This is a genomic window from uncultured Cohaesibacter sp., assembly GCF_963556055.3.
In the GTDB taxonomy this organism is placed as follows: domain Bacteria; phylum Pseudomonadota; class Alphaproteobacteria; order Rhizobiales; family Cohaesibacteraceae; genus Cohaesibacter.
This window is the reverse complement of sequence record NZ_CAUVYE020000030.1, coordinates 374,257-389,383: the sequence shown is the minus strand read 5'-3', so window position 1 is coordinate 389,383 and position 15,127 is coordinate 374,257. Positions and strand designations below refer to the sequence as shown.

Below are 15,127 nucleotides of genomic sequence, written 5' to 3'. Positions count from 1 at the left end.
CGATGGGCCGCTTGGACTGAATGAGTTGTCCGAACTCGTCGACATAGACCGCTCAGACCTGAAATTCAAACCCTATAATGCGCGCTTCCCGGAACGCATTCGCGAGCATAACGGGGATTGCTTCGCCGCCATCAAGGAAAAGGATATCGTTGTTCACCATCCATATGAGAGCTTTGATGTGGTGGCGCAATATCTGACCCAGGCAGCGCGTGACCCCAACGTGATGGCCATCAAGCAGACGCTTTATCGCACCTCGAAAAACTCCCCGATCATCCGCGCTCTGGTGGAAGCGGCCGAAGCGGGGAAATCCGTGACCGCGCTTGTCGAACTCAAGGCCCGGTTCGATGAGGAAGCCAATATCGGCTGGGCACGAGACCTCGAGCGAGCCGGGGTTCAGGTGGTGTTCGGTTTTATTGAACTTAAAACCCATGCAAAGCTCTCCATGGTGGTGCGCCGGGAAGACAACAAGCTCGTTACCTATTGTCATATCGGAACGGGCAACTATCACCCGATTACAGCCAAGATCTATACGGATCTGAGCTTTTTCACTGCTGACGAAGAAATCGCCATGGATGTAGCGCGGGTCTTCAATTTCATTACGGGCTATGCAGAGCCGGATCATTTGAAACATCTTTTGGTCTCGCCCTATACGATGCGCAAGACCCTGCTCGATTACGTTGAACGGGAAATCGAGCATGTGAGGCAGGGGCGTCCGGGACGCATCTGGGCCAAAGCCAACTCACTGGTTGATCCGATGCTGATTGATGCCTTTTATCGCGCCAGTCAGGCTGGTGTGAAGATCGATCTCGTTATTCGAGGGATTTGCTGCTTGCGGCCTCAGTTTCCAGGGCTGTCGGACAATATCCGCGTCAAATCTATTGTTGGACGCTTTCTCGAGCATTCTAGAATCATCTGTTTTGGCAATGGTAGAGAGTTGCCAAATCCCGATGCTGTCATCTATTTCGGCTCAGCCGATTTGATGCCGCGCAACCTTGATCGGCGGTGTGAGACATTTGCGCCGGTTAACAATGCAACAATCCATGCACAAGTGCTTGACCAGATCATGGTAGCCAATATCATGGACAATCAGCAAAGTTGGGAAATTCTGCCCGACGGGTCTTCGCGCCGGATTCAGGCTGCTGAAGGTGAGGAGCCGTTTAATGCGCATGATTTCTTTATGACGAATCCAAGTCTGTCAGGGCGAGGCGACTCACTAGAAAATGACGCTCCAAGAGCATTCACAGATCGAATCCAACGATAAATACTCGTTGGACAAGTTCAAGGTTCAGGGCCGGATCGCTGGATCCGCCCCTGTAGCTGTCATCGATATCGGTTCCAACTCCGTTCGTCTTGTCATGTATGAACGAGAAGCACGGGCACCGGTTCCCATGTATAATGAGAAGCATCTTTGCGGGCTTGGCAAGGGGGTCGGGGGTAACCGGCAAACTTGATGACAAGGCCGTTGATGCGTCGCTGACCGCGCTCAAACGGTTTCGATTCCTGATGGATCAGGCCGGGGTTGGCGATCGCCATGTGCTGGCCACAGCTGCCGCGCGAGATGCCAGCAATGGTGCGGAATTCTTGGCCCGCGTCGAGGAAATCTGCGGCATTGCACCGTTGATTCTGTCCGGCGAAGAGGAAGCTTATAAATCCGCGCTTGGTGTTGTCTCGGCCATGCTTGACCCGGATGGCGTTGTCGGAGATCTCGGGGGCGGCAGTCTTGAATTGATTGCGGTCAAAGGCAGTGACCTTGGTCAAGGGGCAACCTATCCGCTGGGTGGGCTGCGACTTCAGGATTCCTCTACCGGTTCTGTCAAGCAGGCGCAGAAAATCGCAAGGGCTGAACTGGCTGAGTCAGTACAGCTCGATAGCCTTGAAGGCAGGGTTTTCTATGCGGTGGGTGGCACTTGGCGAGCCTTTGGCAAGCTGCATATGGCCTCTGTCGGCTATCCGCTCAACGTGATGCACAATTATCAGATCGACGCTGATGAGGCTTACGAATTCTGCCGACAGTGCATGCGTGGCGATATCGAAGATTTTTCAGGCATCGGTGCCGTTTCCAAGGCGCGCCGCAATCTGCTGCCCTTCGGGGCCGCGGTCCTTTATGAAGTCATCAAGCGCGGCAAACCAAAATGCATTACCTTTTCATCGCTCGGTGTCCGCGAGGGGCATTTGTTTGAGCTTTTGCCTGAAGATGTCCGTCAGGAAGACCCGCTTGTGGCGGCCTGCGAGGAATTATGCATTCTGCGCTCACGCTCGCCACACTATGCCTATGAACTGGCTGATTGGCTCGATCAGATTTACGGGATCTTGCAAATCGAGGAAAGTCCTTACGAAAAGCGCCTTCGCAGAGCCGCATGTCTGCTGGCTGATATCGGTTGGCGTGCTCATCCCGACTATCGAGGCACACAAAGTCTCAATGTGATTGCTCATGGTTCCTTTATCGGGATCGACCATCCGGGCCGTGCCTATCTGGCGATGTCGAATTATTTCCGCTATGAGGGACTGTCCGGGTCCAACATGAGCCTGAGGATGCGCGATGTCAGCAATTTGCATCTGCGGACCCTGGCGAGAATCACCGGAGCCGCTTTCAGACTTGCTCATGCGGCCGCCGGAGAGCTGCCGGGCATTCTGCCCTATCTCGAGGTCAGTCTTGAGGAGGACACTGCGGTCCTGAAAATTCCGGATAATCTGAAAGTACTCAAGAATGACAAACTCGAACGTCGTTTTTCAAGCTTCGTCAGGCTTTTGGGATATGACTCCGTGATTGCCTGACCTGCATCAGACCCGCTAGATGGAACTTGTTGTTGATGATGACACGCAAAGACGCACCGGATTTCGAATGGCATATTGTTCATGGAGCTGACGACGGAGCGCGAGACGTTTGCCCTGTTTCCGCAGATGCCTGTTATTGTGACAGGCAACCCTATGGAGAATATATCCTTTTTGCTGCAAGTGATCCGGATGCGCTTGAGGGTGATCGCATATCCATTTCTGATTATGGTTATCTGGCCGAGGTGCGGGTGACCTTTGAAGAGGATCTCGTGGCGGGCGGCGTTGCCGACATAAACTGGTGTCACGATGATTTCGCCGAGCAGGGGGAAGGCTTCTTGTCCGAGGTTTGGCCAAGCTGGCAAACCGCGACGCTTGAGGAAATTGCCAGCAGCATTTTCCCGTCTGGGGAAGACTATGTCATGGCAAAGAGCGTTCTGCATGTCGGGGAAGACGAGGCCAGTTGGGTGGATCTGACGCGGATCGAAGCAGAGCAACCGGCTGAAATGGCCTTGACCTATTCACGACAGGAAAAAAACAGGCTTCTGGAAATCAAGGCGGTCCTCAAGGACGATCAGATTCCCGTTGTCGTTCTTGAGACGATGTGGCGTCAGCTTGTGGAGCGGTTCAAGGGGCTGCCCTATGCCCAACTCGTCGGGGCAAGGCGCATTGAACAAGAGGAAGAGCAAGAGGAAGCCCTTGATCTTGATACCCTCGGATCGGTTGAGGGGGAGGCCTAATTCCGGACCGTCATTGCTGCTGACTTTCCTGCTGCATGTTTTGTGCTGATCGCTTGGACCCGTTTTTCATAAGGAAAAGGAGTGCAACGACTGCTGCGGCAAATCCGGCCAGTGCTCCGACACTCATGCCCCATCGGGGGCCGTAAGTATCTGAAACCCAACCGACAATCGGTGCTCCAATTGGTGTTCCACCCATAGTGATGGCAAAACGCAGGGCCATCACGCGGCCCCGCATTTGCGGGGTCGTCGATAACAGCATCAGGGCGTTGGACGTGTTCAGGAACGTCATGGCTGACAGCCCGACAAAGGCCAGCGCAATCGCGAACCACCAGTAACCGGGCGTAAGCGAGGCAGCCAGACAGCCAAATCCGAACATCGTCGTTCCGACAAGCAGAGTATTGAATTTGGGAGCCTGTCTTCCTGCGGCCATGAGCGCCCCCGTCAGGGTGCCTATGGCCGAGAATGTATTGAGCAACCCATAGCCTTGAGCATCCGTGTGGAAGAGCTTGACACCCATCGTCGATATGAAAATCGGGAAATTCATTCCGAAGGTACCGATCAGGAACAGCATGATCAGCATGACACGCAAGTCCTGCCTCTCAAATGCATAGCGGAAGCCATCGGTGATTCCGTTGCGCGATTTTGCTGCCCTGTCGCTCACTTGCAGTTCCGAGGTGCGCATGCAGAGCAGGGAGATGAGAACGGCACCGAATGAAAACCCGTTGATCAGGAACGCCGGGCCGGTGTCGAAGGCCGCGATAACAAGACCCGCCACCGCAGGGCCGATCATCCGGGCGCCATTGAAGGATGTCGAATTGAGCCCGATGGCGTTTGAAATATCCTCATCGGGCACCATCTCGCTGACAAAGGTCTGACGGGCAGGGGCATCAAATGCTGCCGCGCATCCGAACAGAAATGCCAAGACAAAGACATGCCAGAGGGCAACAAGATCCGTTACGACGAGAAAACCGAGCAAAAGAGAAATAGCCCCCATGAAGGACTGGGTGGCAATCATCAATTTGCGCCGGTCGAACATGTCTGCGACGAGGCCTGTTACGGGAAACAGCAGCAATTGCGGCCCGAATTGGCAGGCCATGGTCAAACCGACAGCAGAGGCACTGTGATCGGTCAGTTCGGTCAGCACGAGCCAGTCCTGAGCTGTGCGCTGCATCCATGTGCCGGTATTGGAAATAATCGCACCGGAATACCAGAGCCGGTAATTGTGGTGTCGGAAGGAGCGAAAAACCGCGGGCAATCGAGTTGGCATTCGGAGTTCCCAGAAGTGGGTTTGGGACGAAGAAGAGCATATGTTGACGGTGTGCCGCCACCATATTGGCGTTGACAGTGTGTGGGGAGCGAAGAAACGATTTGCGCTTAAATATCAAGCAAGCTCAGGGATAATAGGCAGGATTATCGGGTCCGGTCTTGAGATGTGCGAGCCTTGAGGCCTTCGCGTTTCCCATGAGAAGAGTGTTTAGGCCCGTTTCTTCAATATGTCCAGACAAATAAACCCAACAGACAGCGGAGGCCGACGTTTCATGCGTCGGCTTTGTGAGCCTTCGAGTTCTGCTTGGGCTTGTTGTTCTTGGCTGTTGGAGCTGGCGGTTCGCAGTCAATGATCGCAACGCGTTTGCCTTCGAGACGCAATGCAATCTCACCCCGTTTGATCTTCAGGGCGAACTGCCCAAAAAGCTCGCGTCGCCAGCCTTTGAGAGCCGGAACTTCGGCGCCGTCATCGCAGGCGATCTTTTCCAGATCGTCAACCGTGGCAATGACCTTTGCTGCGACACCGTGTTTTTCAGATGTGAGTTTCAGAAGCACTTTCATCAGGTCGACAGCCGCACCGGAGCCTTCGGGTTGGGATTTGCCTTTCGGCACATCTGGAAGATCTTCAGCGGGAAGGTCAGCGATCTGGTGCATGAGTTGCAGCAATTCCGTGCCAGCCTTGGAGCGCTCATATCCCTTCGACATGGAGCGCAGAGAGGACAGCGCTTCCTGTGTTTGAGGGCGGTGGATTGCCAGTTCGAAAATGGCTTCGTCTTTCAAGATCCGATTGCGTGGCACATCCTTGGACTGTGCTTCCTTCTCGCGCCACGCTGCAAGCTGCTTCAGGGCTGCAAATTCACGCGGCTTGCGGATACGCAATTTCATGCGCTTCCAGGCGTTGACCGGTTCAGTGTAATAGGTGTCCGGGGAGGTGAGGATCTCCATTTCTTCCTGCACCCATTCGCATCTGTTCTGGTCTTCGAGATTGGCGCGCAAGGCGTGATAGACATCTCTCAGATGGGTTACATCAGCCAAGGCATATTTGAGCTGCTTTTCGGTGAGCGGGCGGCGCGACCAGTCGGTGTAACGGTGGGATTTGTCGATTCTGTTGCCTGTCAGCCGCAAAACCAGCTGATCATAAGAAATAGAATCGCCGAAGCCGCAGACCATGGCCGCGACCTGACTGTCAAACATCGGGGAAGGGATCAGATTTCCCAGGTGATAGATGATTTCTATGTCTTGACGCCCGGCGTGAAACACCTTGGTGACAGCTTCGTTACGCATGAGCTCGAAGAAAGGCGACAGGTCGATACCTTCGGCCAGAGGGTCGATGATGAAAGCATCATCAGGCGCTGCCATCTGGATGAGGCAGAGTTGTGGCCAATAGGTCGTCTCGCGCAAAAATTCCGTGTCAATCGTGACAAAGGGATGCGGGGCGCATTTCTTACAGGCGTCTGCCAGTTCGGCAGTGGTCGTTATCGTCTTCATTGTGATCGCTTATATCGAACATTTCTTAACTTGTCGCCAACTCTTTGGGACAATATGCACCTTATGGGAAATATAGCAAATTTATTGATAGCTGCGGATTTGCAATGCCCTGTTATCGGTTGAAAAGCCAAAGTAAAAACACCTTTTGTAGCATAGCTTTTAGGAGAACTTTTTTTTGATTTGGGGCCGTGGTTTACTTTCCTGATAGCCTTTTGGGCTTTGTCTCCTATTGCCTTATGTTGAAGATCGGGAAGCAAAATGGAAATCAGAAAAGAGACCGCCGCGGACTTCGATGCCATCATGAACGTGACGCTCGCAGCTGCAAAAAGACCACAGATTGGAAAACAGACCGGTTATGCGACTCTCAATGAGTTGAGAAAGTCCGGTTTGTTGACATTGTCTCTGGTCGCCGACGTTGATGGGACAATTGTCGGGCATGCCGGTTTCTATCCGATCACCATTTCCGGCGGGTCCAAAGGGTGGTATGCGCTGGGTCCGATTTCCGTGTTGCCCGAATGTGGCAGCCAGGGAATCCGCAAGGCTCTCATCGCTGAAGGCATCGAGATGATCAGAGCGATGCATGGCAAAGGTGTCGCCATCTTCGGAGATCCTGACTATTTCAGGCCGCTCGGTTTCAAGGATGCGCCTGATTTGTTGGTTACCAACACAACCTCTCCTGATTTTATGGTCCTGCCTTTCGGTGACAAGCTGCCACAAGGACGGGTTCAGCTTCCTGAAGGCTTTCAGATAGCGGGTTAATCCTGTTTTCAGTTTCTTGCCGTTTTGGGTCAAACTCTGCTGGAAAAGTGGTGGTTTTGGCCTGTTGGGCTTGACAGCTCTGAAGTGCCGATGCAGGGTCTGGCCAGATTTTTTGGAAAGGGCGTAGCTTCTACGCCCTTTTGTCGTTGAAACCGATGGATTTGCGCATTATTAAGGGCGGGTCGATTTATCGGTTGAAAGTTTCAAATCGAGATATGGGCGCAAGGTTTTGTCCAGCGTCCTGGTCTCAAGCATCAGGGTATATTCATGCATCCTTATCGCAGCCATACCTGTGGCGATCTCCGCGAGAGCCATGTGGGAGAAAATGTTCGTCTGTCCGGCTGGGTTCACCGTGTTCGTGACCATGGCGGTCTTCTGTTTATCGATCTGCGCGACCAATATGGTCTGACACAGGTTGTGGCTGACCCGGATTCACCTGCTTTTGCTGACGCTGAAAAAGTGCGTGGTGAATGGTGCATCCGCATTGAAGGCGAGGTCAAGGCGCGGTCTGAAGACACCATCAACGAAAATCTGCCGACCGGTCAGGTCGAGATCTTCATTTCCAAGCTCGATGTGCTTGGCGCTTCCAAAGAGCTGCCTTTGCCTGTGTTTGGTGAGCCAGACTATCCTGAAGATACGCGCCTTAAATATCGCTTTCTTGATTTGCGTCGCGAAACCTTGCACGCCAACATCATCAAGCGCACCAAAATCATGGCATCTGCGCGCCGCCGGATGAGCGAAATCGGCTTCAACGAGTTTCAGACACCGATCCTCACCGCTTCTTCGCCGGAAGGGGCGCGTGACTATCTGGTGCCATCCCGTATCCATCCGGGTAAATTCTTTGCTTTGCCGCAGGCACCGCAGCAGTTCAAACAGCTGTTGATGATGTCCGGTTTCGATAAGTATTTCCAGATCGCACCTTGCTTCCGCGACGAAGACCCGCGTGCTGACCGCCTGCCGGGCGAGTTCTATCAGCTCGACATGGAAATGAGCTTTGTCGAACAGGAAGATGTTCTCTCCACCATGGAGCCGATCATCCGTGGCATGTTTGAAGAATTTGCCGAAGGCAAGCCGGTCACGCAAGACTTCCCGCGTATTCCTTACAAGGAAGCCATGCGCAAATATGGGTCCGATAAACCGGACCTGCGTATTCCGATCATCATGGAAGAGGTTTCCGAGCATTTCCGCGGCTCGGGTTTCAAGATTTTTGCCCGCATGCTTGAGGAAGAGAAAAACGAAGTTTGGGGTATTCCGGCCAAAACCGGTGGCTCCCGTACCTTCTGCGACCGGATGAACAGCTGGGCGCAGGGCGAAGGACAAGCCGGTCTTGGCTATATCTTCTGGCGCAAAGGGGAAGACGGGTCTCTGGAAGGGGCTGGTCCTCTGGCCAAGAATATCGGTCCGGAACGCACCGAAGCCATTCGGACCCAGCTTGGTCTGGACGCCGGTGATGCCTGTTTCTTCATGGCTGGTGATCCTGCGAAATTTGCCGATTTTGCCGGTCGTGCCCGTAACCGGGTCGGGGAAGAGCTTGATCTGATTGATCGTGACCGGTTCGAGCTTTGCTGGATCGTTGACTTCCCGATGTATGAATATAACGATGATGAAGAGAAGGTCGACTTCAGCCATAACCCGTTCTCCATGCCGAAGGGCGAGTTGGAAGGGCTTGAAACGACGGATCCTCTGAAGCTGGAAGCCTACCAGTATGACGTGGTCTGCAACGGTTATGAACTTGGATCTGGTGCCATTCGTAACCACAAGGTCGAAGTGATGAAGAAGGCCTTCGAGATTGCTGGCTATGATGAAGAGGTTCTGGTTGAGCGCTTTGGCGGCATGTATCGTGCCTTCCAATATGGCGCACCTCCACATGGTGGCATGGCTCTGGGGATGGAACGCATCATCATGCTGCTTTGCGGCGTGCCGAACCTGCGCGAAATTTCCCTCTTCCCGATGAACCAGCAGGCTCAGGATCTGATGATGGGCGCGCCGAGCGATCCAACCAATCAGCAGCTGCGCGAGCTTCATTTGCGTCTTAATCTTCCGGAATAAGAAAAAGTTTCAATAATCTGATATTGAATAGAAAAAGGCGGTTTCAAAAAACCGCCTTTTTTGTTTTTGCTTCGATCAAATCAATCGAAATTCGGTTAATGCCCGTTGGCGACAACGCCAATATTGAGAATGTCCGGAATGCTTTGTGGTGCGGTGGCTGCAACGCCAAGAATCTGCGCAAGGGGCACGCCAGATGCCGGGCTCAAAGCAATATGCAGGCTATCAGGCTGGTTCAGGAAGGCCGCAACTTCTGCGGTGACAGAGCGTGCGAAATCGGGCTTGGTAAAGGCGGTCAGGATGGCTTGAAGCTGGCTTTCCGCATGGCTGCGAACCTGGTCAGGTCCCATGCCCAAGGCTCCGCCAGCCATATTGATCAGCTCATCCATGCCGCCCAAATCCTTGAGCGTCAATTCCGATGGCAGAACCGTGGCTGTCCCCATTGCGGCCTGGGCCATTTCGGGGGTGTCGAGATAAGCGCGCATGATGCCACCAAAGCCGATCTTTCCGTTCAGAGCTGCGATATTGGCAAATTTCAGGCTCAACGGATTGATCCTGTAGCTCTGGGTGTCGGCGTCCCAACTCAGGCCAAGATCCTGATCGATTTTAAGGCTGTCCAGTTGCAATTGCGTGAGCAGGACGGATGCCAGGGGATGCTTGATGAGAGATTTGGGTATGTCGAGGCCCTCGATTTTGGTTGAAATCTGGGCAGGGATGGCCAGACCTTCCCTGTCGAAATATGCCGAAATTTCCTTTGCCTTGACTTCTTGATCCTGATTGTCCTTGAAATACAGGTCCTCAAGTAAAATGCGCATGGCTTCAGGCGCGAGTTTTGCGTTTTCGCTCGGTGGAGGGGTTTCGTCATCAAGATTCATTTCGATGATTTTTTCGATCTGGCTATAGGACGGGAATTCAAGATCCTCGATCGCGAAGCGCCCAAGCGAAAGAGCGCCGGCCTGTGGTGCGGCATAAGACAGACCGGACAAGGAGAATTCCCTGATACCGTCCTTGTCGAAATCGGCCAGGCGAATCCGGTCAAAGCCTATATCGATCTTCTGTCCCTGAAGTGGCCCCTCAGGCACGATGGCCTTGGCTTTCATGGCACCGAACTCACTGAGGCCGATCGAGAAGCCACGGATCAGGTCTGCGGCTGCCTTGGCAAACTTCTTTTGCTCCTCACGTGGCAGATCGTCAGGGTTTTTGTCCTCAACGATCAATTTGTCTATGAAAGGAACAAGATAGTCTTCAGGCTGGACCAGGGTGTAGTTTTCATGATGCATTGGTCCCATATCAAGGGAAAAGAGTTCACCTGCATCAATAGTCGCGCCGTCGATGGTGGCCTTTTTGAGAATCGTGCGCTTGCCGACAAACGGCGTCGCATTGGGATCGAATGCAGCCCAAATCGCTCCCAAGTCATATCCTTCGTAGCGGATCTTGCCGATCTCGTAAGTCAGGTTTTGCGGGAGTTCCTGCTGATCTGGCTCCTTGGACATTTGAGCCTTTGCGAAATCAGCAATGGCCATTTTGACTTTCTGGAAGGCGACTTCATATGAATCGATCTTGCCGTTTTCAAAATTTTCCAGCGTGAGAGGGCCCAATTCTTGCGTTTGCAGTGTGTTGCCGTCGGGTCCAATTTGTTTTGACACAAATCCCTGGCTCTCGAATTTCTCATATTTGGTTTGGGTGAGAAGCGGGCGGACATAGTCAAGGACACTGCCAAGCGGGCGGGATGGAGAAAGCATGAATTCTCCGTAGAATGGCTGATAGCCATTAATCAGCTCGTTAGACCCGCGCGATTGCCCTGTGAAGATGAAATCATTGTTCTGGCCGGGTGCGTCGACCGTGACTTCATAATGCAAGCCTTCCATGGAAAGACTCGCATAGGCATAGCCTTCGTCTTTCAGATGCAGGCCCTTCGCAACAAGATTGGGAATGGTCACATCCATCTTGATGACGGTTTCCGAAGGGTCTGCCTGCTTTGCTGCATCGCCAGCATCCGTTGAATTCTGAATTTTATCGGCATTGGCCGTGTGGGACCAGCTTATGTGATAAACCACATTTTGCGCGGAAAGCAGATCCGAGATGTCATCATAATGGGTGGTGCCGCTTGATACCGTTATCAAGCCGGATTGATTGATGTCTTTTGTGATAGCATCCCACGCTGTTTCGGCATCACTTTGGGCGTGAACCAGTGTGGTGGAAGCTAGAAGAAAGCCAAAAAGTAGACTTGAACATCTCATTGCAAGCGTGCCTCTCATATTTGAGAAATGGTTATGATCAATAGATCAATTCGGACCGTTGTGGTTTTTGTGATTTGGAGCTGTTTCAACGGCCACCAGCCGGTTTGTTTGAAATTTCTGTTTGAGGTTGGTTCTTTGGGTTCGTTCTTAAATGGTTCCTTTTGGAACAGGGCCTGTTCAGTTTGAGTTTCTGACCAGAAAAAAACAAGTGGCCTTTAGAAATAGGCCGTTTCCATATTTCATTTTTTTATGGCGGAAATACAGCATCAAAGCGCGCGCTCGAGAATGATGTGCCGTTTTGGATTGTGTTGAGGCTTCTTATGGTTAAGGCAATATTAGGGCGTCAGGGACTATCTTTGGGAACAATCAAGGGATTCGTGCATTGAAGAACCAGTTTCGTTCGGTCACATTTTTGTTTCTGGGTATGGTGCTTGGGATTTTGCCCATGTTCGCCGCCAATATTTTCATGCGCGATTTTGTCTTCAGTCAGGGCAGTCGATTTCTTGAACGGTCCGCGCAGCGTAGTTTGAGCAATGCCGAAAAGCTCGTGCAGGAAGCGGTCGATGTCTTTTCCGTGCTTCCTCATTTTCGTGTTCCGGTCTGTGATGCTGTGCTTCAGGATCGGTTCAGAGTGATGATGCTCCGTCATCCGGTTTTGCATGATGTCGGGCTGGTCTATAACGGCAACTATATGTACTGCTCCTCGATGAAGGAAAGCACCCGGTTTGTGCCGGTTTCCGATCAGGTGACGGCAAACGCGTCTCACCTCAGTCTTGTGGTCGTGAAAGACAATCTGACGGACAAGAATGGAATTCTCGTCCAGTGGCATATTTCCGAGCGTGTTTCGATTGGTGCCTTTCTTCTCTCGGACAGCTTTGCGCTTGATGCCATTCAGGCAAACTTTGCTGACTTCTATCGGATGAAACTCGTTCTGAACAATGGAGACATCATTGCCGAGACTTCACCTGAGAGCCGTTTGAAAGATCAGTCTCCCTTCTATAATTTCGAGTTTGATCCTGCCTGGACCAAGGATCTGATCGAACAGACGATGCCGTCGGATCGTTATCCGATTCAGGTAGCGGTGGGTGTGCCGTTCGATGCGGTCTGGAATTCCTATGTCGGTGCGATGAATGTCATTAATGGCCTTAGCATTCTGGCCGGTGCCCTGATCCTGTTCTTTTGCGTTCGGCTGGGGCTCAAGAAACCCGATCCTTATCACAGCATCGAGGCAGGCATTCGCCGCAAGGAGTTCATTCCTTTCTACCAGCCCATTATCGACATTCAAACTGGACGGCTTTCAGGTTGCGAGGTTCTGGTCAGGTGGCGAAAGCCGGATGGCACAATTCTGTCTCCGGGGCATTTCATCGATGTGGCCGAGGCTTCCGGGCTTGCGCGTCCCATGACGACCTTGCTGATGGAGCAGGTTGCCAGTGATCTTTCCATTGCCTATCAGGATAATCCTGGTCTGAAAGTCGCGATCAATCTGTTCAATGGGCATTTTCAGGACCTTGCCGTTGTGCAGGAAATTCAAAAGATTTTTGGCAATTCGGGTGTCCACTACAAACAGCTTGTGTTCGAAATCACAGAACGGCTGCCTTTGGAAAATCTGGATCGTGCCCGTGCCGTTATTACGCGCTTGCAGGATCTGGGTATTCGGGTTGCGCTTGATGATGCGGGCACTGGCCATGGAGGTTTTGCCTATTTGCAGAAGCTCGGGATGGACATCATCAAGATCGACAAACTCTTCGTTGATGCCATTACCGAAGAAACCGATAGCGTGCCGATTGTCGACTCCCTTAGCCAGATGGCAAAGGGGCTGGATATGGTCGTGGTGGCGGAAGGGGTTGAGACCGAACAGCAACTTTCCTATTTGCGTCGTTCAGGGATTGATGAAGCACAAGGTTATTTGTTTGCGCCTGCCTTGCCAGCATCTGGCTATGTCCAGTTGGTCAATGCGATTGGCGGCGGTGCCTTGAAGAAGGGGCGGTCATCGAAAAATGATAGCCGAAAACAGAATTCTGCCGATCAAGGCAAGAAGTCAGCCTGAGTTTTCAGAGCATTCAGCTGCTGCCATGAGGCTCTTTCCTGCTCTATGCCGTCATTTTATGCGTGATCAAAAAATCAACCGAATTTTCACGGCTTTTCATTTAGACTTGCAAGAAATTGTCGGGTGAGCCTTCATGATGAGAAACGCGAAGAAGATTGTAAGCTATATGGCTTTGGCTGCCGTGGGTACGGTTTTGCTCACGCAGGCTGTTCATATGGCGTTGCGTTGGCAAGTCAACAAGGACATCAAGGAAGACCTTCGAATCTCTGCTGATCTCATGCTGGAGCGGGCAACAGACGCAACGCAAAATGCGATCAATCTGCTGAACAAGATGGCGCAGTCTTCGGGCTTGTCCTGTACGGATGACTATCGGTTTCTCTACAGCAAGGCGGCGCGAGAAAATGCCTGGATTGATACGATCGGGCTGGTTGATCGAGGTGGCAATCTGGTTTGCACGGATATGGGGCAGTCTGCACGCCAGACGGGCCTGTTGCCCATCTATGATGGCAGTGGCAAGCAGATTACTCTCTCCCTTTCGGAGAATGAAGGGGAAGGGGCGGTGCCCTCGCTTCTGGTTATTCGACACATCACCAATGGGCGCAGGCTTGTGGCAAGAGTGCCGGGCGAGTTGATCCGAATAGATCCCGTGCGCAATGATCTGCGTCGTTATCGGTATGCCATGCTATCGCTCAGCGGAGGGGCTAACTGGTTCATTCTTGAACCGCGGGAGCCGGGAGGCGAAATTATTGACCGGACAGCCGTGTCATCCGACTTGCTGCCCTTTGAAGTGCAGATTTCGATTTCCGACAAGGCTGTAGAAGCCATATCGAGGGAAACACGTAATATTGTCAATATTCTGGGGCTGGTGATTGGCGCCATCAGTCTTGGGCTCGCCTATTATCTGGCGCGCCACAAGGATACTGAGGGAGACCGCATTCTCAAGGCGCTCGACAATGGTGAGATTGTTCCCTTCATGCAGCCAATCATCGATCTTGATACCGGGGCTATCACAGGCTGTGAAGTGTTGGCACGGTGGATTCGACCCAATGGCAACATCGTACCACCCAACGAGTTCATTCCTCTGGCACAGAATTATCGACTGACCCGAGAAGTGACCATTAGCATCATGGAACACACTCGGGATGATCTTGAGGCTGTTGTCCCGGAAGGCAAGCTCTTCAAGGTTGCTTTCAATCTGTTTTCCCATCAGACCCTTGACGACAGCATTGTGACCGACATTCAGGATGTGTGGCGCGATAGCAAGTTGGGCTATGACAGTCTGATTTTTGAGATTTCCGACCGCGTTCCCATTCAGGATATGGATTTGGCAAAAGACGTGATCAGCCAGATCCGCGCTCTGGGAGCGGAGATTGCCCTTGATGATGTGGGCTCTGGTCACAGTGGCCTTTATAACCTGACGTCAATCAATGTCGATATTCTCAAGCTTGACAAGTTGCTGGTCGATTCTCTTGGCAACGGACTTGCCGGCTTTGAGCTGGTCCACGGCTTGATAGAGCTGGCGGCCAAACTGAATATCGGTGTCATTGCTGAAGGGGTTGATGTTGAAGAGCAGGTGATCCAGCTCAGGAAGATGGGTGTATCTGCGGCTCAGGGCTATCTGTTCGCTCCGCCGTTGCCGTCGTCGTCCTTCTGCGAGCTTCTCAAAGTTGCAAGGCGCAAGCAGATGGAGCCTTCAGAGGGCGCTAAAGTGGCCGATGTCGAGCCCGTAGAAACCGCCGCCGCGTGATGCGAAGCCGGTTTCCTTTTTT

At 52.5% G+C, this 15,127-nt stretch carries 9 protein-coding genes and 1 pseudogene; 7 read left to right on the top strand and 3 right to left on the bottom strand.

Annotation, left to right across the window (positions count from 1 at the left end):
• The 3 genes and pseudogenes from ppk1 to ACHZB8_RS19560 all read left to right on the top strand — a co-directional run.
• On the top strand, positions 1-1,261 hold a 1,261-nt coding region (gene ppk1 / locus ACHZB8_RS19570), incomplete at its 5' end, for a polyphosphate kinase 1 (RefSeq protein WP_316862785.1).
• Between the two features lie 94 nt (positions 1,262-1,355).
• A pseudogene (locus ACHZB8_RS19565) lies at positions 1,356-2,775 on the top strand (Ppx/GppA family phosphatase).
• Positions 2,776-2,810: 35 nt separating this feature from the next.
• A complete protein-coding gene (locus tag ACHZB8_RS19560) occupies positions 2,811-3,512 on the top strand; it encodes a hypothetical protein (RefSeq protein ID WP_316862781.1) in 702 nt (233 codons plus the stop codon).
• A 10-nt stretch (positions 3,513-3,522) separates the two neighbouring features.
• On the opposite strand, the gene ACHZB8_RS19555 is transcribed toward ACHZB8_RS19560, so the two are convergent.
• Both ACHZB8_RS19555 and rnd read right to left on the bottom strand, forming a co-directional pair.
• Positions 3,523-4,779, bottom strand: coding sequence for an MFS transporter (locus ACHZB8_RS19555; RefSeq protein ID WP_316862779.1), 1,257 nt, complete (start codon positions 4,777-4,779; stop codon positions 3,523-3,525).
• Positions 4,780-5,048: 269 nt separating this feature from the next.
• A complete protein-coding gene (rnd, locus tag ACHZB8_RS19550; protein ID WP_316862777.1) occupies positions 5,049-6,266 on the bottom strand; it encodes a ribonuclease D in 1,218 nt (405 codons plus the stop codon).
• A gap of 258 nt (positions 6,267-6,524) precedes the next feature.
• Here rnd and ACHZB8_RS19545 point away from each other — a divergent pair, with 258 nt between their 5' ends.
• The gene (locus tag ACHZB8_RS19545; protein WP_316862776.1) at positions 6,525-7,025 is read left to right on the top strand and encodes an N-acetyltransferase; all 501 of its coding nucleotides are present in this window, start codon (positions 6,525-6,527) and stop codon (positions 7,023-7,025) included.
• 267 nt (positions 7,026-7,292) lie between these two features.
• Positions 7,293-9,074, top strand: a complete 1,782-nt coding sequence (gene aspS, locus ACHZB8_RS19540; protein WP_316862774.1) for an aspartate--tRNA ligase — start codon at positions 7,293-7,295, stop codon at positions 9,072-9,074.
• A 95-nt stretch (positions 9,075-9,169) separates the two neighbouring features.
• Here the strand turns inward: aspS and ACHZB8_RS19535 are convergent, their stop codons facing one another.
• Positions 9,170-11,311: a hypothetical protein gene (locus ACHZB8_RS19535; protein WP_316862773.1), complete on the bottom strand. Its 2,142-nt coding sequence runs from the start codon at positions 11,309-11,311 to the stop codon at positions 9,170-9,172.
• Between the two features lie 445 nt (positions 11,312-11,756).
• On the opposite strand from ACHZB8_RS19535, the gene ACHZB8_RS19530 reads away from it, so the two are divergent.
• On the top strand, positions 11,757-13,358 hold the full coding sequence (locus tag ACHZB8_RS19530; protein ID WP_316862772.1) for an EAL domain-containing protein: 1,602 nt from the start codon (positions 11,757-11,759) through the stop codon (positions 13,356-13,358).
• 133 nt (positions 13,359-13,491) lie between these two features.
• The gene (locus tag ACHZB8_RS19525) at positions 13,492-15,105 is read left to right on the top strand and encodes an EAL domain-containing protein (RefSeq protein ID WP_316862771.1); all 1,614 of its coding nucleotides are present in this window, start codon (positions 13,492-13,494) and stop codon (positions 15,103-15,105) included.
• The last annotated feature ends 22 nt before the right edge of the window (positions 15,106-15,127 follow it).